The sequence below is a fragment of the Parabacteroides sp. KHUB-01 genome (assembly GCF_056640935.1).
In genome coordinates, this window is the sequence record NZ_CM153256.1 from 2,266,118 (window position 1) to 2,283,198 (window position 17,081).

Genomic DNA, 17,081 nt, shown 5'->3' on the forward strand with positions numbered 1-17,081 from the left:
ATATGAAAGGAAATATATTTATAAAGAGACCTGTAATGGCCTTATCCATATCAATATTGATATTGATTGTAGGGTTTATATCACTTTATATGTTACCTGTTGAACAGTATCCAGATATTGCTCCTCCAACAGTCAGAGTTGAGGCTACATATACGGGTGCCAATGCCGAAGCTGTATTAAATAGTGTTATCATGCCATTGGAAGAAAGTATAAACGGTGTGGAAAACATGATTTATATTACTTCAACTGCTACTAACTCCGGAACAGCTGAAATTCTTGTATATTTCAAACAAGGTACGGATCCTGATATGGCTGCGGTTAATGTTCAGAACCGTGTATCTGAGGCACAAGGACTTTTACCTTCTGAAGTTACAGCTATAGGTGTCAGTGTGATGAAGAGGCAAAACAGTTTTTTGCAGATAAATACCCTTATTAGTCCGGATAAACGTTTTGACGAAACATTCCTAGCAAATTACTTGGATATAAATGTTATACCACAAATAAAACGAATTCAGGGTGTTGGTGATGTTCAGCTGATGGGTGATACTTATAGTATGCGTATTTGGATGAAACCAGATAGGATGGCTCAATATGGACTTGTTCCTTCTGATATTACTACTGTTTTGGGAGAACAGAATATTGAGGCTCCTACAGGTTCTTTAGCTGAAAGTTCAGATCGTGTTTTTCAGTACACAATGAAATATAAAGGTCGTTTGAAGAATGTAGAGGAGTTTGAAAATATTGTTATTCGTTCAAGGAATGATGGTTCTGTTTTGCGTCTTAAAGATGTTGCGGATGTTGAGCTTGGACGTCTGTCATATAGTTTTCATGGTGAAGCAGATGGTGTTCCTGGCGTAACATTCATGACATATCAGGTGGCAGGAGCAAATGCAACAGCTGTAAATGAAGAAATTTCTAAACTATTGGATGAAATTTCTGAAGATTTACCTACTGGTACAAAGTTCATTCAAATGATGAGTGTGAATGACTTCCTTTTTGCTTCTATACATAATGTCGTTGAAACATTGGTTATAGCTATTATTCTTGTAATATTGGTTGTATATTTTTTCTTGCACGACTTAAAGAGTACGATTATTCCTTCAGTATCAATTATTGTATCTTTAGTAGGAACATTCGCATTTCTTATTGTTGCCGATTTCAGTATTAATATTCTTACTTTGTTTGCTTTGGTCTTGGCTATTGGTACTGTTGTTGATGATGCAATTATTGTTGTTGAGGCTGTTCAGGCGAAATTTGATGTCGGATATAAATCCTCATATCTTGCCACTAAAGATGCAATGAGCGATGTGACTATGGCAGTTGTTTCATGTACTTTTGTGTTTATGGCTGTGTTTATTCCTGTAACATTTATGGGAGGAACATCTGGGGTTTTCTATACTCAGTTTGGTGTTACTATGGCTGTTTCTGTAGGTATATCTTGCTTGAATGCCTTGACTCTTTGTCCGGCGTTGTGTGCCATGATGATGAAAGCTACCGATAGTGAAAAGTCGTCACGTAGTTTAAGCGGAAGAATTAAAACTGCATATAATGTCTCATTCAATGCTATGATGGGAAAATATAAGAAAGGATTGATGTTTTTCTTTCATCACCGTTGGATGGTATGGACTTCTTTGATCGTATCAATGGCTTTGTTGGTTTATTTGATGGCTACAACAAAAACCGGTCTTGTTCCACAAGAAGATCAGGGTACTATGATGATTAATGTCAGCAGTTCTCCAGGAAACTCTTTGGCTGAAACAAATAAAATTATGGATAAGGTTCAAGACGTTTTAAGAGAAACGCCAGAGATTGAGCACTATTCAAGAATTACCGGTTTTGGTCTGATTTCAGGACAAGGAACTTCATATGGCTCTGTAATTGTTCGTCTTCGTAATTGGGATGATCGAAAGGGAAAGGAACATACTGTAGATGCTGTTATGGCAAGGCTAAACCAGCGTTTCAGTGAGATTAAAGAGGCCCAGATATTTTGTTTTCAGCCAGCAATGATTCCTGGTTATGGTACAGGAAACTCTGTAGAACTTTATATGGAAGATAAAACAGGTGGAGATATGGAACCTTTTTACAATGTTGTGATGAAGTTCTTACAAGAATTAAATAAACGACCGGAAGTTGCTATGGCTTATAGTTCATATGCAATGAACTTCCCTCAGATAGCAGTAGATATTGACGCCGCTAAATGTAAAAGAGCCGGAATTTCTCCAAATGATGTCTTGAGTGCTTTGGGTAGCTATTGTGGTGGATCATATGTGTCAAATTTCAATAAGTTTGGAAAGGTTTATCGTGTTATGCTTCAGGCTTCTCCAGATCAACGTCTTGACAGACAATCTTTGGATAATATGTTTGTCAGAAATGGAGATAAAATGGCTCCTATAAGTCAGTTCGTAACATTGCGTACTGTTTTGGGGGCTGAGATTGCCAAGCGTTTTAATTTGTATAATACTATTAATGTAAATGTGAATGCAGCTACTGGTTATTCTTCAGGAGAAGTACAAAAGGCTATTAAAGAAATAGCATCTCAGACTCTTCCATCGGGATACGATTATGAATATGGTGGTATGGCAAGAGAGGAAGCTTCAAGTGGGGGTGCTCAAACAATATTTATTTATACAATTTGTATTGTTTTGATTTATCTGATTCTGTCGTGCCTTTATGAAAGTTTTCTTATTCCATTGGCAGTTATATTGTCAGTCCCGTTCGGACTTATGGGAAGTTTCTTGTTCGCCAAAATAGCAGGTCTTGAAAACAATATCTATTTGCAGACCGGTGCGATTATGCTTATAGGTTTGTTAGCTAAGACAGCTATTTTGATTACAGAGTATGCTTTGGAAAGAAGACGAAAAGGGGTAGGTATAATTTCTGCAGCTTACTATGCTGCTCAAGCACGTTTCCGCCCGATTTTAATGACAGTTCTTTGTATGATTTTCGGTATGTTGCCTTTGATGTTTTCAACTGGTGCGGGTGCAAACGGAAATAGTTCTTTGGCTACTGGTGTAGTTGGTGGTATGTTGATTGGAACTTTGGCGTTATTATTTGTTGTTCCAGTATTCTTTATAGTCTTTGAATATTTACAGGAAAGACTTCGTGGTCCTTTACAGAAAGAACCAGATATGCAAGTCGCATATGAGAAGGAAAAAATATTGGAAGAAAAGAGAACTTTTAAATCAGAACAGTAAAAATAATATGAAAAAGACAATAGTATTATTCAGTATAAGTACATTGTTTACGGGTTGTGGAATTTATTCAAATTACCAGCCACAGACTTCTGTCCCTGATAATCTTTATGGGGAAGAGGTTGATATTTCCGATACAACCAATATCGGAAATATCAAATGGTGCGATTTCTTTAAAGATAAATATTTGCTGGAGTTGATAGAAAGAGGAATAAAAAATAATACTGATGTCCGGACTGCACAATTACGTGTAGAAGAAGCCAAAGCTTCACTTCTCTCCGCTAAGTTGTCGTTTTTGCCTTCTTTTGCTTTCGCTCCGCAAGGTAGTATAACACATGTTGAATCTCAGACATCTCGAACCTACACTTTGCCTGTTACTGCAAGTTGGGAAATAGATTTGTTTGGAAAATTGAGAAATGCTAAACGTCAGGCTCAGGCAGCCTTGATTCAAAGTGAAGATTATAAACAAGCGGTATATTCTGAACTTGTTTCCAATATTGCTAATACATATTATACATTGCTTATGTTGGACGAACAGTTGAGAATTTCCAAAGAAACTGCTCAATCTTGGGAAGAAACTGTTTCTTCTACTCAAGCATTGATGGACGCCGGATTAGCAGATGAATCTGCTGTTTCCCAGATGAAGGCAACTTATTTTGAAGTTAAAAACTCAGTGATTGATTTGGAAGAACAGATAAACCAGACGGAAAATACTCTAGCTTTACTTTTAGCCGAAACTCCTCATTCTTTTGAGAGAGGAAAGCTTGCGGAACAGAATTTTTCAGCTGAATGGTCGGTCGGAGTTCCTCTGCAGATTCTTTCCAATCGTCCAGATGTACGTATGGCAGAGCGCTCGTTGGAGCAGGCTTTTTATGTAACAAATCAGGCTAATGCAGCTTTTTATCCTTCAATTACTTTAAGCGGTAGTGCCGGATGGACAAATTCTTTAGGTGAAATAATTTCTAATCCAGGAAAATTCTTGGCTTCAGCTGTTGGTTCACTTACAGAGCCATTGTTCAATAGAGGAACATTAATTGCTCAGCGCAGAATAGCAAAAGCTCAACAGGAAGAAGCATTGTTGGCTTTTAATCAAAGTTTGCTTGATGCCGGAGTTGAGGTAAATGATGCCTTGGTTTCATATCAGGTAAGCAAGAAAAAAAGAGAGAATTATGAATCTCAAATATCCTCATTACAGAATGCTTTAAGAAGTGTTTCCTTATTGATGCAGAATGGTAATACTACTTATCTGGAAGTCTTGACCGCCAAACAAAGTTTGTTGTCAGCTGAATTGGCACAGGTTGCCAATTGTTTTAAAGAGATACAAAGTATGATTAATCTCTACCAGGCATTGGGTGGAGGTCAGGAATTGTGATATAAATAATCCTTTGACGGAATATTCTACTCTCTATTTGTTTATTTGTTTATCCATCTTTTCTTCGGAATATTCCTCAAAGGATTTATTTTAAAAGCAAATTAAGTGTTCATTTTTTTTCAATTTGTTTTATTTGCTCTTTAAATATGGTAAATATACATTGTATAATGTGATTTGCTAATCTCATATAATTCAGGGTTGTTTTTGTATACGGTATTCCTTGGGAGAGACTCCAGAGTTTTTTTTGAAAAAACGGCTCAGGTATGAAGAGTCAGGGAAATGACAGAGGGAGGCAATTTCTGCAATTGATAAAGCCGGATTGTTGAGCAAGACTTTCAGTTCGGCTGTCAACTGTTCGTCGATAAGTATTTTAGGACTCTTACCATTGGAATAGGTTTCCGTGATTTCGTTTAGGTAACGTGGAGAAATACATAGCTTTTCGGCATAGAATGATACTTGGTGCATTTGTGCGGCATGTTCGTGAATAAGATGCATGAACTTGTGAAACAAGAGTTGTTTTCGTGTGTATGATTTGGCAACAGATACATAAGTATCAGGGATTGAACTGAAAATCCACATCAGCATACTTTGTAGGAAATTCAGTTCCAGCCGTTCTCTGAATACTGAAGAAGGCTGAGTAAAAAGTAACTGTCCCATGTTCATCCATAGGCTTATGTTTTCCCAACTTTCTTTTTCGTGGTTGTATTGAGGGAATTCTCTCATGTAGTTGAAATACGTTGTATCGAGTGAAATGGCTGCCTGTAGAAAAAGCTTCTTTGGATAAAGTAGAAAGCGGACATGAAAATCGTCAGATGCTTCTATGAGTTGCATGATACTTCCTTCCCAAAAAATTAGTTCCGACATTTTGTGTAGATGAAATTGTTGCGCGCCGGTGGATAGAATACCTTCTCCGCTGGTACATAACAGTTGTATGCCACAGTCGAAGTTGAGTAGGGATGCTTTTAGAAAGGCGAGATTTCCTTCGTCATAATGGATGGAGGAAAGAGATGATAATAAGGAAATATCCATGTGAAAATGATTTTATGAAACAAAAATACGGTTTTTTATTAAGAAATAGATTGTTTAGTTCCGATTATGAAAAGTTTTGTACTGTAAAAGAAAGGAAAGTACTTCGTCATAATATCTAATTTTGCAACGTTTAAAAAGGATATTATGACAAGAAGTAATTCTCAATTATTTATTCTCGTATTTTTGGGTATATTAACAGCATTTGGTCCGTTTGTGACTGATATGTATTTGCCTACGCTGCCTGCTATGACCGGATATTTCCATACTACTTCCTCGCAAGTGCAGTTAGGATTGACGGCTAGTATGATAGGATTGGCTGTTGGCCAACTGTTTTTTGGACCGTTGAGTGACAAGTATGGTCGTCGTTTCCCTTTGATTGTGGCTATGTGTCTGTTTCTTTTGGCTACACTGGGATGTCTTTATTCTCGTACAATCATGCAGTTTGTGGGATGGAGATTGGTGCAGGGAATAGCTGGAGCAGGAGGGATTGTGATTTCACGTTCCATTGCAGCAGATAAATATTCTGGAAGGGAATTGGCAAAGATGTTGGCTATTATTGGAGCTATCAATGGTGTAGCTCCGGTGGCAGCACCTGTTGCTGGAGGAGGAATGGCTGAAAGTGTAGGTTGGCACGGCATTTTCTGGGTATTGTTTGGGTTAGGCGTGTTATTACTGGTAGGAAGTTTGCATTTTGCAGAGTCTTTACCGGTTGAACGTCGGCAGAATGCGCGTTGGCTGGATGTATACAATAGCTTTCTTACTGTCATTCACAACCGTAGGTATATGTGTTATATCCTTCAGTTCGGTTTTGCTCAGGGAGTGTTGTTTGCTAATATTGCCTCCTCTCCTTTTATTATGCAACAACATTATGGATTTTCGCCTTTAATGTTCAGTATTTGTTTTGGAGCCAATGCCCTAGCCATTGTCATTTCTGCAACTTCTGCCGTCAAATTTGCCCATCCGGAACATGCATTATATAGAGGAAGTATCGGAATGGTAATTGCTTCTTCTTTTCTATGTGTAGCATTGTGTGTTGGTTGTAGTTTCTGGATATATGAAGTGTTACTTCTTGCATTACTTTTCATGTTAGGGCTAACCTTTACTGCTTCTAATACACTGGCAATGGATTGTGAACGGTCAAATGCAGGTATGGCATCGGCCTTATTGGGGGCATTAGGATTTGCTTTTGGGGGTGTGGTATCTCCACTTGTAGGATTGGGGAATATTATGGTATCTACCGGAATATTGTTTTTTACAGGCTCTGTATGTGCATTTGTTTGTACCCGCATAGCGCTTCGACGTGCTTTCTCATTGGCTCAATATTACCGTAAATGATTTTGTAGTAATCAAAAATTCAAAACTTTGTAGATATAGAATGTCACACAAACCTCAGGTTTTGCAGTATCAATAAAAAAAGATCGCTGATAATTTTCATTATCAGCGGTCTTTTTAGTGATCCGCCTGGGGCTCGAACCCAGGACCCCAACATTAAAAGTGTTGTGCTCTACCTGCTGAGCTAGCGAATCATCCTATGTAATGCAATTATCTCATGATTACGGGTGCAAAGATAGGTGTTTATTTTGTTCTGTGCAATACTTTTGAAATAAAAAAATAAATTTAATGCTGCATTTATTAATTGCTTTTGAGCTAATATATTGATATGCAGCATTAAAAATGTATGATATTTTTTTGAATTATATTATTTCTTCATTAGAATAATACTTCAATAAGTCCATAAAAACAGGAATTTCCTCCTTTTCGAACCCAGCTTTTTCCAATTCCGGAATATCTTGTTCGAACTCTTCTTTGAATTTATCGAACTTATAATCCGCCAATGATATGGCTTTCTTATAAAATAGAAGAGCACCTTTCATATTCTGAAGAATCAATTCCGTATGTCCGGCATTAAGATAATCGTGAATATTCGGAGTTGTTTCTTCCAATATTTTCTTATAATAATTTCTTGCCATATCATATTTACCGGTAAGGAATGAACACCAGGCAATAGGTCGCCATGCCTTATGGCTTTTTGTGTCAAGATAATCTACCTTATAATAATATTTCAGAGCTTCGCTGTAATTTTTAAGCTCAAGATGGCAATGTCCGATACTGATTTGCACAGAGAGATTATCCGGATCTTTTTCCTCATATCTGTGATAATATTCCAGAGCTTTCTGAGGTTCTTTCTTCAAACGATAACAGTTTGCAATTCTTCTGATAACCCATTTGCTGTTCATATTCAGCAAATCTGCCTGGAGATATGCTTCAAGTGCTCCGTCCAAATCTTCCAGCATTTGCTTGCAATATCCGATTTTCTGGAAAAGAGTATCATTAGATGCATCTTTTTCAACAAGCCTGTTGTATATCTTTAATGCCTCGCTGAAATAATTCTTTTGCAGATAATATTCTGCGATAGGAGTTGGGTCGCCACCTTCAAAGAAAAATTTGTCGATTATTGGAAGATTATGGAAATCCAGTGGATAAGTGAATATATCATCAAAATCAAGATGAGCCGGATGCAATTTATAAAACCTGTATAAATCCTGGATATATTGTCCGACCACAAGCTTGAAACTGTCTTTCGATGTCTTTATTTCATTATTTTTCTGTTCTAGCATTTCCACAGCCTGGCTGTCAATTTGCGCGCTCATCGATTGTCTGAATTGCTCAGGAATCTCAAGCATACTCAGATACAGTGAATATTTGTCTGAATTGCACATATATGGCGAAACTCTTACCAGTGCTTCCACCATTGAATTCTGTGCAGAGTTCTTTTCCTGTTTCCCAAAATATGGGTTATCTTTTCTGAAAGGAACAAACCAGTTTGATATTTCTCTGAAGAAAGGATAATTCTTCAGATGCACAAACGTAGAGTGCATAACGTCCGCACCTTCAAGCTGCAAGTCGCTGAATTCTGTCATCATTTTGCTGAGCTCTTTGTCAGCAAAAATCTTTTCCTGCCATTCCGGATTCATTTCATCTCCCAATTGTTCCGGAGTTATATCTTTCAGATTTATCTTTTCGCTTATCTTCGGATTCAGTTTCATCATTTCCGGGATAATCTCGTTCTGAAGTTTATGGCAAATTTTTTCAGTCTCTCTTGAAAGAATGAATTTCAGGATTATTATTTGAGCTTCATCCAAAAAGGCTTGTCCTTTTTCTTTATGGAGATTTATTACCTTTTCTTGAATATCATTGTATAACCATATTCTTTTTCTGTAAAAATATAATGACAGTAAAATCGAAACAAGAGCTCTAGCCTTGATTTCTATTTCATCGGACAAGTAAAGTTTGAATAATATCATTACTTTTTCACTGTCGAATACTTCCTGAATACTCAACCACAGAGATGAGGCAATCTGGCATTTTATCCAATTTTCTATTTCCGGGTCTTCAATTATATCTTTCAGTCCGGCAGCTTCTTCAATGCTCAGGCTGCTGTTTGTCCAGATTTTTTTGAACAGAGAATTTACATATTTTTCTTTCTCTTCCGGATTTGAAGATTTTATATATGACTGAATTTCAACGAAAGATTTGTCCGGACTGAATTTGTTTGTCCGCAAAGTGTTGAAGAATAACCTTGATGATTCTTTTGACAAGGCTTTGATTCGTACCTTATCTGTCAGTTCATAGCAGTCTCTCAGCAGGTCGGTATATATTTTATGTTGCATAGGGTCAGCAAATCCCTCCAATTTGTAGCGCAACATATATTTATATGTATTTTGCAGACCATCCAGTTTGTCCTGGAACTCATAATTGTAACTTCCGGCAATCAGGCCTTGCAAATGGTCAAATGCATTCTTCAGCTCTTTGTTGTCCAAAAAACCGATAATGCGGTTATATGTCTTATTTATTTCTTGTGTAGTCATATAAAAAATTAGTGTCTTAAAGCACAAAGTTAACAGCTTTTATGTAAGAGGATAATATTTGAACTGAAAAAAACAGAAAAAATCGTATCTTTGCAGATAATCCGAAAAATGCTTTGGAACAACTGTTTAAAATAGAAAAGACAAATAATATATTATATGAAGAATATCCGAAATTTCTGTATCATTGCTCACATCGATCATGGGAAAAGTACGTTGGCAGACCGTTTGCTTGAATACACAAATACTGTTGAAGGGCGCGATATGCAGGCTCAAGTCCTTGATGATATGGATTTGGAACGTGAGCGAGGTATCACTATCAAAAGCCACGCTATCCAAATGAAATATAAATATAAAGGTGAAGAGTATATTTTGAATCTTATTGATACTCCGGGACACGTGGACTTTTCTTACGAGGTTTCTCGTTCGATTGCTGCTTGTGAAGGTGCATTGCTTATCGTTGATGCAGCTCAGGGTATTCAGGCTCAGACTATTTCAAACCTTTATATGGCAATCGACAATAATCTGGAGATTATACCTGTACTTAACAAGATAGACTTGCCAAGTGCAATGCCTGATGAGGTTGAAGACCAGATTGTTGAACTTTTGGGTTGCGACCGTTCGGATATTTTGCGTGCTAGCGGAAAGACAGGAGAAGGTGTTTATGATATTCTTAATACAATTGTTGAGAAAGTTCCTGCTCCATCAGGCGATCCGGATGCACCGCTGCAGTGTCTGATTTTCGACTCTGTTTTCAATTCATTCCGTGGAATCATTGCTTATTTCAAGGTCGTAAACGGAAGTCTTCGTAAAGGAGACCATGTAAAGTTTATTGCTACGGGAAAAGAATATGATGCCGATGAGGTTGGTGTTCTGAAGTTGGATATGTCACCGCGTGATGAGATTAAGACTGGTGACGTAGGATATATCATTTCCGGTATAAAAACATCAAAGGAAGTAAGAGTAGGAGATACTATTACTCATGTGGCTCGTCCGGCAGAAAAGGCTATCGAAGGTTTTGAGGAGGTGAAACCGATGGTCTTTGCCGGTGTATATCCTATAGATACGGAAGATTTTGAGAATCTTCGTTCTTCGTTGGAAAAATTGCAGCTCAACGATGCTTCTCTGACATTTCAGCCGGAAAGTTCTGCAGCTTTGGGCTTCGGTTTCAGATGCGGTTTCTTAGGGTTGCTTCACATGGAAATTGTTCAGGAACGTTTGGACCGAGAATTCAATATGAATGTTATCACAACTGTGCCTAACGTTTCATATAAAGTATATGACAAAAAAGGAAATTGTTCGGAAGTTCATAATCCGAGCGGTTTGCCAGACCCAACATTGATTGACCATATTGAAGAGCCGTTTATCAGAGCTTCGGTTATTACTAATACAGCATATATTGGTCCGATTATGACTCTGTGTTTGGGTAAACGTGGTATATTGGTTAAGCAGAGTTATATTTCCGGTGATAGAGTTGAGATTTTCTATGACCTGCCACTGGGCGAAATAGTGATAGACTTCTATGATAAATTGAAGAGTATTTCAAAAGGATATGCTTCATTTGATTATCATTTGCACGATTTCCGTCCGAGCCGTTTGGTCAAACTGGATATTTTGTTGAATGGAGAGCCTGTCGATGCCTTGTCAACATTGACACATATCGACAATAGTGTTCCTTTTGGCCGCCGTATGTGTGAAAAACTTAAAGAGTTGATTCCTCGTCAGCAGTTTGATATAGCAATCCAGGCTGCTATTGGTGCTAAAATCATAGCACGTGAAACTATCAAGGCAGTTCGTAAGGATGTTACGGCGAAATGTTATGGTGGTGATATTTCTCGTAAACGAAAATTGTTGGAAAAACAGAAAGAGGGAAAGAAGCGAATGAAACAGATTGGTACGGTAGAAGTTCCTCAAAAAGCATTCCTCGCAGTTCTGAAACTTGATTAAATAATTATTATAACAACACGTATGTCTCAGGTTAGTATTTCTTAAACATACGTGTTTCTTTTTATAGTCGTTTAATCTACTTGCTTCATTCAATGCATTCATATATCAGATTTATTGTAATAAAAATATCGATTCACCTAGGTGAGTCAATAAATTTAATATGATGAATAGGGGTTATTATAATTATGAATCGTAGAATTTATTATGAAGAAGTTCATAAATGATTTTGTAATGTTTTTCTCCATCATCTTGTAATCTCGTTCCCTCGTCAACTTATCTTCTAAAAAAAACTTCCCTTTCTATTCCTCTGATACTCAGCTAAACTTAAAAATAATTCAAAAATTCTTCCCAAAATATTTTGCAGATTCAAAAATCCGTTCTACTTTTGCACCCGCAATCGAGAGAGATGCGGTAGTCAACATGATGAAGAGGTAAAGGAAAGTAATTCTGTCAGAGATAGGTGAGGTTGGTAAATCCAAGCGAAAATCCGAAAGCTGAAGAAAAAATAAAAAAAACTTCCGAAAAAATTTGGAAGATTAAAATAAAAGTTCTTACCTTTGCAACCGCAATCAAAAATAACGATAGCGACTAAGTTCTTTGAAAATATTACATATATCAACAAGTAGTACAAGTATTTTGAGAATAAATACCGTCAATACTTGATAAATCGAGAAGTAACGGAATCTTGAGCATAAGACATAAACAATTTATAACAACGAAGAGTTTGATCCTGGCTCAGGATGAACGCTAGCGACAGGCTTAACACATGCAAGTCGAGGGGCAGCGGGATAGTTGGCTTGCCAACTATTGCCGGCGACCGGCGCACGGGTGAGTAACGCGTATGCAACTTACCTATCAGAGGGGGATAGCTCATCGAAAGATGAATTAATACCGCATAAAACAGGGGTCCCGCATGGGAATATTTGTTAAAGATTCATCGCTGATAGATAGGCATGCGTTCCATTAGGCAGTTGGCGGGGTAACGGCCCACCAAACCGACGATGGATAGGGGTTCTGAGAGGAAGGTCCCCCACACTGGTACTGAGACACGGACCAGACTCCTACGGGAGGCAGCAGTGAGGAATATTGGTCAATGGACGGAAGTCTGAACCAGCCAAGTCGCGTGAAGGATGAAGGTTCTATGGATTGTAAACTTCTTTTATAGGGGAATAAAAAATTCCACGTGTGGGATCTTGTATGTACCCTATGAATAAGCATCGGCTAACTCCGTGCCAGCAGCCGCGGTAATACGGAGGATGCGAGCGTTATCCGGATTTATTGGGTTTAAAGGGTGCGTAGGTGGTCTTTTAAGTCAGCGGTGAAAGTTTGTGGCTTAACCATAAAATTGCCATTGATACTGGGAGACTTGAGTGTGTTTGAGGTAGGCGGAATGCGTAGTGTAGCGGTGAAATGCATAGATATTACGCAGAACTCCGATTGCGAAGGCAGCTTACTAAACCATAACTGACACTGAAGCACGAAAGCGTGGGTATCGAACAGGATTAGATACCCTGGTAGTCCACGCAGTAAACGATGATTACTAGGAGTTTGCGATATAATGTAAGCTCTACAGCGAAAGCGTTAAGTAATCCACCTGGGGAGTACGCCGGCAACGGTGAAACTCAAAGGAATTGACGGGGGCCCGCACAAGCGGAGGAACATGTGGTTTAATTCGATGATACGCGAGGAACCTTACCCGGGTTTGAACGCAGGGGGACCGGTCAGGAAACTGACTTTCTAGCAATAGCCGCTTGCGAGGTGCTGCATGGTTGTCGTCAGCTCGTGCCGTGAGGTGTCGGCTTAAGTGCCATAACGAGCGCAACCCTTGCCGTTAGTTACTAACAAGTAAAGTTGAGGACTCTAGCGGGACTGCCAGCGTAAGCTGTGAGGAAGGCGGGGATGACGTCAAATCAGCACGGCCCTTACATCCGGGGCGACACACGTGTTACAATGGCGTGGACAAAGAGTTGCGACCTGGCGACAGGGAGCTAATCTCGAAACCACGTCTCAGTTCGGATCGGAGTCTGCAACTCGACTCCGTGAAGCTGGATTCGCTAGTAATCGCGCATCAGCCATGGCGCGGTGAATACGTTCCCGGGCCTTGTACACACCGCCCGTCAAGCCATGGGAGCCGGGAGTACCTGAAGTCTGTAACCGCAAGGAACGGCCTAGGGTAAAACTGGTGACTGGGGCTAAGTCGTAACAAGGTAGCCGTACCGGAAGGTGCGGCTGGAACACCTCCTTTCTGGAGCGAGAGTTTCCGTGAAGATTATCAAGTGGTATTGAATCTCCACTTGTACTACGGTTGGATATATGAAAAAAAGATAAAAAAGAGAAAGATGAAGCTGGGAAACCGGCAAAGTTGACAGTCCTATAGCTCAGTTGGTTAGAGCGCTACACTGATAATGTAGAGGTCGGCAGTTCAACTCTGCCTGGGACTACTCCAAAAAAAGTTGTGGAATCTTTTGGTAGTTTAAAAATAAGTATTACCTTTGCAAACCACAACGGTAGCTCTTTGAAAGATAAATGGTGCGTTAGTTCAGCTGGTTAGAATACATGCCTGTCACGCATGGGGTCACGGGTTCGAGTCCCGTACGCACCGCTTAAATTGGGGGATTAGCTCAGCTGGCTAGAGCATCTGCCTTGCACGCAGAGGGTCAACGGTTCGAATCCGTTATTCTCCACATAGCCTTGAAAAAGGTATAAGATCTTTGACATGTTGGACGATAAAGAGAAAGTTTTTAAAAAGTAGAGCAAGCTTAAGATATATCAATCCGGTACGTTGATGTACCAGATAAGGAAAAGTAAGCAAGGGCAGACGGTGGATGCCTTGGCTCTCGGAGGCGAAGAAGGACGTGATAAGCTGCGAAAAGCCCGGGGGAGATGCAAATAATCCCTGATCCCGGGATCTCCGAATGGGGCAACCCGGCAGGTTGAAGACCTGCCATCTCGTTAGAGAAGCGAACGCGGGGAACTGAAACATCTAAGTACCCGTAGGAAGAGAAAACAAAAGTGATTCCGCAAGTAGTGGCGAGCGAACGCGGAACAGCCCAAACCGATGTTGTCTAGGCAATATCGGGGTAGTAGGACCACGCTGTGGCAAGAAATTATCGAAGTAGAACGTTTTGGAAAGAACGGCCAAAGACGGTGACAGCCCGGTATACGAATCGATAACGAAGCCTAGTGGAATCCTGAGTAGCGCGGGACACGAGAAATCCTGTGTGAATCAGCGGGGCCCATCCCGTAAGGCTAAATACTCCCGAGAGACCGATAGCGAACCAGTACTGTGAAGGAAAGGTGAAAAGAACCTCGAACAGAGGAGTGAAATAGACCCTGAACCCGTCTGCCTACAAGCGGTCGGAGCAGCTTCGTGCTGTGACGGCGTGCCTTTTGCATAATGAACCTACGAGTTACTTTCAGTGGCAAGGTTAAGTAATTAAGTTACGGAGCCGAAGCGAAAGCGAGTCTTAATAGGGCGTTATAGTCACTGGGAGTAGACGCGAAACCAAGTGATCTACCCTTGGCCAGGATGAAGGTTGGGTAACACCAACTGGAGGTCCGAATGGGTATACGTTGAAAAGTGTTCCAATGAGCTGAGGGTAGGGGTGAAAGGCTAATCAAACTTGGAGATAGCTCGTACTCCCCGAAATGCATTTAGGTGCAGCCTGTGGTTAGTATAACATGAGGTAGAGCGACTGATTGGATGCGAGGGCTTCACCGCCTATCAAGTCCAGATAAACTCCGAATGCGTGTTATATATTGCCATGGAGTGAGGGCATGGGTGCTAAGGTCCATGTCCGAGAGGAGAAGAATCCAGACCACCTGCTAAGGTCCCCAAATAATAGTTAAGTTGAACTAACGAAGTCAGATTGCAGAGACAGCTAGGATGTTGGCTTGGAAGCAGCCATTCATTTAAAGAGTGCGTAACAGCTCACTAGTCGAGGAGTTTGGCGTGGATAATAATCGGGCATAAAACTATTTACCGAAGCAGTGGATCTCGTAAGAGATGGTAGGGGAGCATTCCGGCGGCGCTGAAGATAGAGGATGACCTTTGTTGGAGCTTCCGGAAAAGCAAATGTAGGTATAAGTAACGATAAAGGAGGTGAGAAACCTCCTCGCCGAAAGACTAAGGTTTCCTGATCAACGTTAATCGGATCAGGGTAAGTCGGGACCTAAGGATAAGCCGAACGGCGAAGCCGATGGAAGAAACGGTTAATATTCCGTTACTACTTTATGGAGTGACGTGGAGACGGAGAAGTGACAGTCCTGCCGGCTGACGGAATAGCCGGTTGAAGGGTGTAGATTAAGATTTCTGTAGGCAAATCCGCAGAGAGAGTCGAACCTGACAGTATGCCGCGTACTTGTACAAGGCAAAATGGATGTAACCATGCTCCCTAGAAAATCCGCTAAACATATTCATGAAGTACCCGTACCACAAACGGACACACGTAGTTGGGTTGAAAATACTGAGGCGCTCGAGTGAGTCACGGTTAAGGAACTAGGCAAAATGGTCCTGTAACTTCGGGATAAAGGACGCCTGCTTCGGCAGGCCGCAGAGAATAGGCCCAGGCGACTGTTTAACAAAAACACATGGCTGTGCGAAATAGTTAACATGAAGTATACAGCCTGACACCTGCCCGGTGCTGGAAGGTTAAGAGGAGATGTCATCGCAAGAGAAGCATTGAATTGAAGCCCCAGTAAACGGCGGCCGTAACTATAACGGTCCTAAGGTAGCGAAATTCCTTGTCGGGTAAGTTCCGACCTGCACGAATGGTGTAACGATCTGGGCACTGTCTCAACCGTGAGCTCGGTGAAATTGTAGTATCGGTGAAGATGCCGATTACCCGCGATGGGACGAAAAGACCCCGTGAACCTTTACTATAGCTTTACATTGAATTTGGGCACTTGATGTGTAGGATAGGTCGGAGGCTAAGAAGCAGGTACGCCAGTATTTGTGGAGCCGTCGTTGAAATACGACCCTTTGATTGTTTGAATTCTAACCCGCAGAAGCGGGGACACTGTATGGTGGGTAGTTTGACTGGGGTGGTCGCCTCCAAAAGCGTAACGGAGGCTTCTAAAGGTACCCTCAGACCGATTGGTAACCGGTCGCAGAGTGTAATGGCATAAGGGTGCTTGACTGGGAGACATACAAGTCGATCAGGTAGGAAACTAGAGCATAGTGATCCGGTGGTTCCGTATGGAAGGGCCATCGCTCAAAGGATAAAAGGTACTCCGGGGATAACAGGCTGATCATTCCCAAGAGCTCATATCGACGGAATGGTTTGGCACCTCGATGTCGGCTCGTCACATCCTGGGGCTGGAGAAGGTCCCAAGGGTTGGGCTGTTCGCCCATTAAAGTGGCACGCGAGCTGGGTTCAGAACGTCGTGAGACAGTTCGGTCTCTATCTATCGTGGGCGTAGGATATTTGAGGGGCTCTGACACTAGTACGAGAGGACCGTGTTGGACGAACCGCTGGTTTACCGGTTGTACCGCCAGGTGCACCGCCGGGTATCTAAGTTCGGATTGGATAAGTGCTGAAAGCATCTAAGTACGAAGCCAGCCTCAAGATAAGATATCCCTGAGGGTCGTTGTAGACTACGACGTTGATAGGCTACAGGTGTAAAGACAGTGATGTCAAAGCCGAGTAGTACTAATTGCCCGAGACTTTTCCTTAT

The 17,081-nt window shown here is 40.8% G+C and carries 6 protein-coding genes, 4 tRNA genes and 2 rRNA genes; 9 read left to right on the forward strand and 3 right to left on the reverse strand.

All coding sequences use genetic code 11. From position 1 onward, the window contains the following. Positions 1-2 precede the first annotated feature (2 nt). Both ACYIAR_RS09820 and ACYIAR_RS09825 read left to right on the forward strand, forming a co-directional pair. Positions 3-3,194, forward strand: coding sequence for an efflux RND transporter permease subunit (locus ACYIAR_RS09820; protein WP_480329285.1), 3,192 nt, complete (start codon positions 3-5; stop codon positions 3,192-3,194). A gap of 7 nt (positions 3,195-3,201) precedes the next feature. Further along, entirely contained in the window at positions 3,202-4,563 is a 1,362-nt protein-coding gene (locus ACYIAR_RS09825; protein ID WP_480329287.1) for a TolC family protein, read from the forward strand. A gap of 192 nt (positions 4,564-4,755) precedes the next feature. Here ACYIAR_RS09825 and ACYIAR_RS09830 read toward each other — a convergent pair whose 3' ends face one another. Beyond that, a complete protein-coding gene (locus tag ACYIAR_RS09830) occupies positions 4,756-5,592 on the reverse strand; it encodes a helix-turn-helix transcriptional regulator (protein WP_480329289.1) in 837 nt (278 codons plus the stop codon). A gap of 144 nt (positions 5,593-5,736) precedes the next feature. Between ACYIAR_RS09830 and ACYIAR_RS09835 the strand changes: the two genes are divergently transcribed. Beyond that, positions 5,737-6,927, forward strand: coding sequence for a multidrug effflux MFS transporter (locus ACYIAR_RS09835; protein ID WP_480329291.1), 1,191 nt, complete (start codon positions 5,737-5,739; stop codon positions 6,925-6,927). 118 nt (positions 6,928-7,045) lie between these two features. On the opposite strand, the gene ACYIAR_RS09840 is transcribed toward ACYIAR_RS09835, so the two are convergent. Both ACYIAR_RS09840 and ACYIAR_RS09845 read right to left on the reverse strand, forming a co-directional pair. After that, positions 7,046-7,118, reverse strand: a tRNA-Lys gene (locus tag ACYIAR_RS09840). 168 nt (positions 7,119-7,286) lie between these two features. Continuing rightward, a complete protein-coding gene (locus tag ACYIAR_RS09845; RefSeq protein ID WP_480329293.1) occupies positions 7,287-9,461 on the reverse strand; it encodes a tetratricopeptide repeat protein in 2,175 nt (724 codons plus the stop codon). Positions 9,462-9,617: 156 nt separating this feature from the next. Between ACYIAR_RS09845 and lepA the strand changes: the two genes are divergently transcribed. The 6 genes from lepA to ACYIAR_RS09875 all read left to right on the forward strand — a co-directional run bounded on the left by lepA (position 9,618) and on the right by ACYIAR_RS09875 (position 17,079). Next, entirely contained in the window at positions 9,618-11,405 is a 1,788-nt protein-coding gene (gene lepA, locus ACYIAR_RS09850) for a translation elongation factor 4 (RefSeq protein WP_480329295.1), read from the forward strand. Between the two features lie 712 nt (positions 11,406-12,117). Beyond that, a 16S ribosomal RNA gene (locus ACYIAR_RS09855) occupies positions 12,118-13,650 on the forward strand. Positions 13,651-13,772: 122 nt separating this feature from the next. Beyond that, positions 13,773-13,846: transfer RNA gene (locus tag ACYIAR_RS09860), tRNA-Ile, on the forward strand. An 87-nt stretch (positions 13,847-13,933) separates the two neighbouring features. After that, positions 13,934-14,007, forward strand: a tRNA-Asp gene (locus ACYIAR_RS09865). Between the two features lie 8 nt (positions 14,008-14,015). Then, positions 14,016-14,089 (forward strand) — tRNA-Ala (locus ACYIAR_RS09870). A 114-nt stretch (positions 14,090-14,203) separates the two neighbouring features. Then, a 23S ribosomal RNA gene (locus ACYIAR_RS09875) occupies positions 14,204-17,079 on the forward strand. Together the 16S and 23S rRNA genes with 3 tRNA genes alongside form the textbook arrangement of a ribosomal RNA operon. Positions 17,080-17,081: the final 2 nt, after the last annotated feature.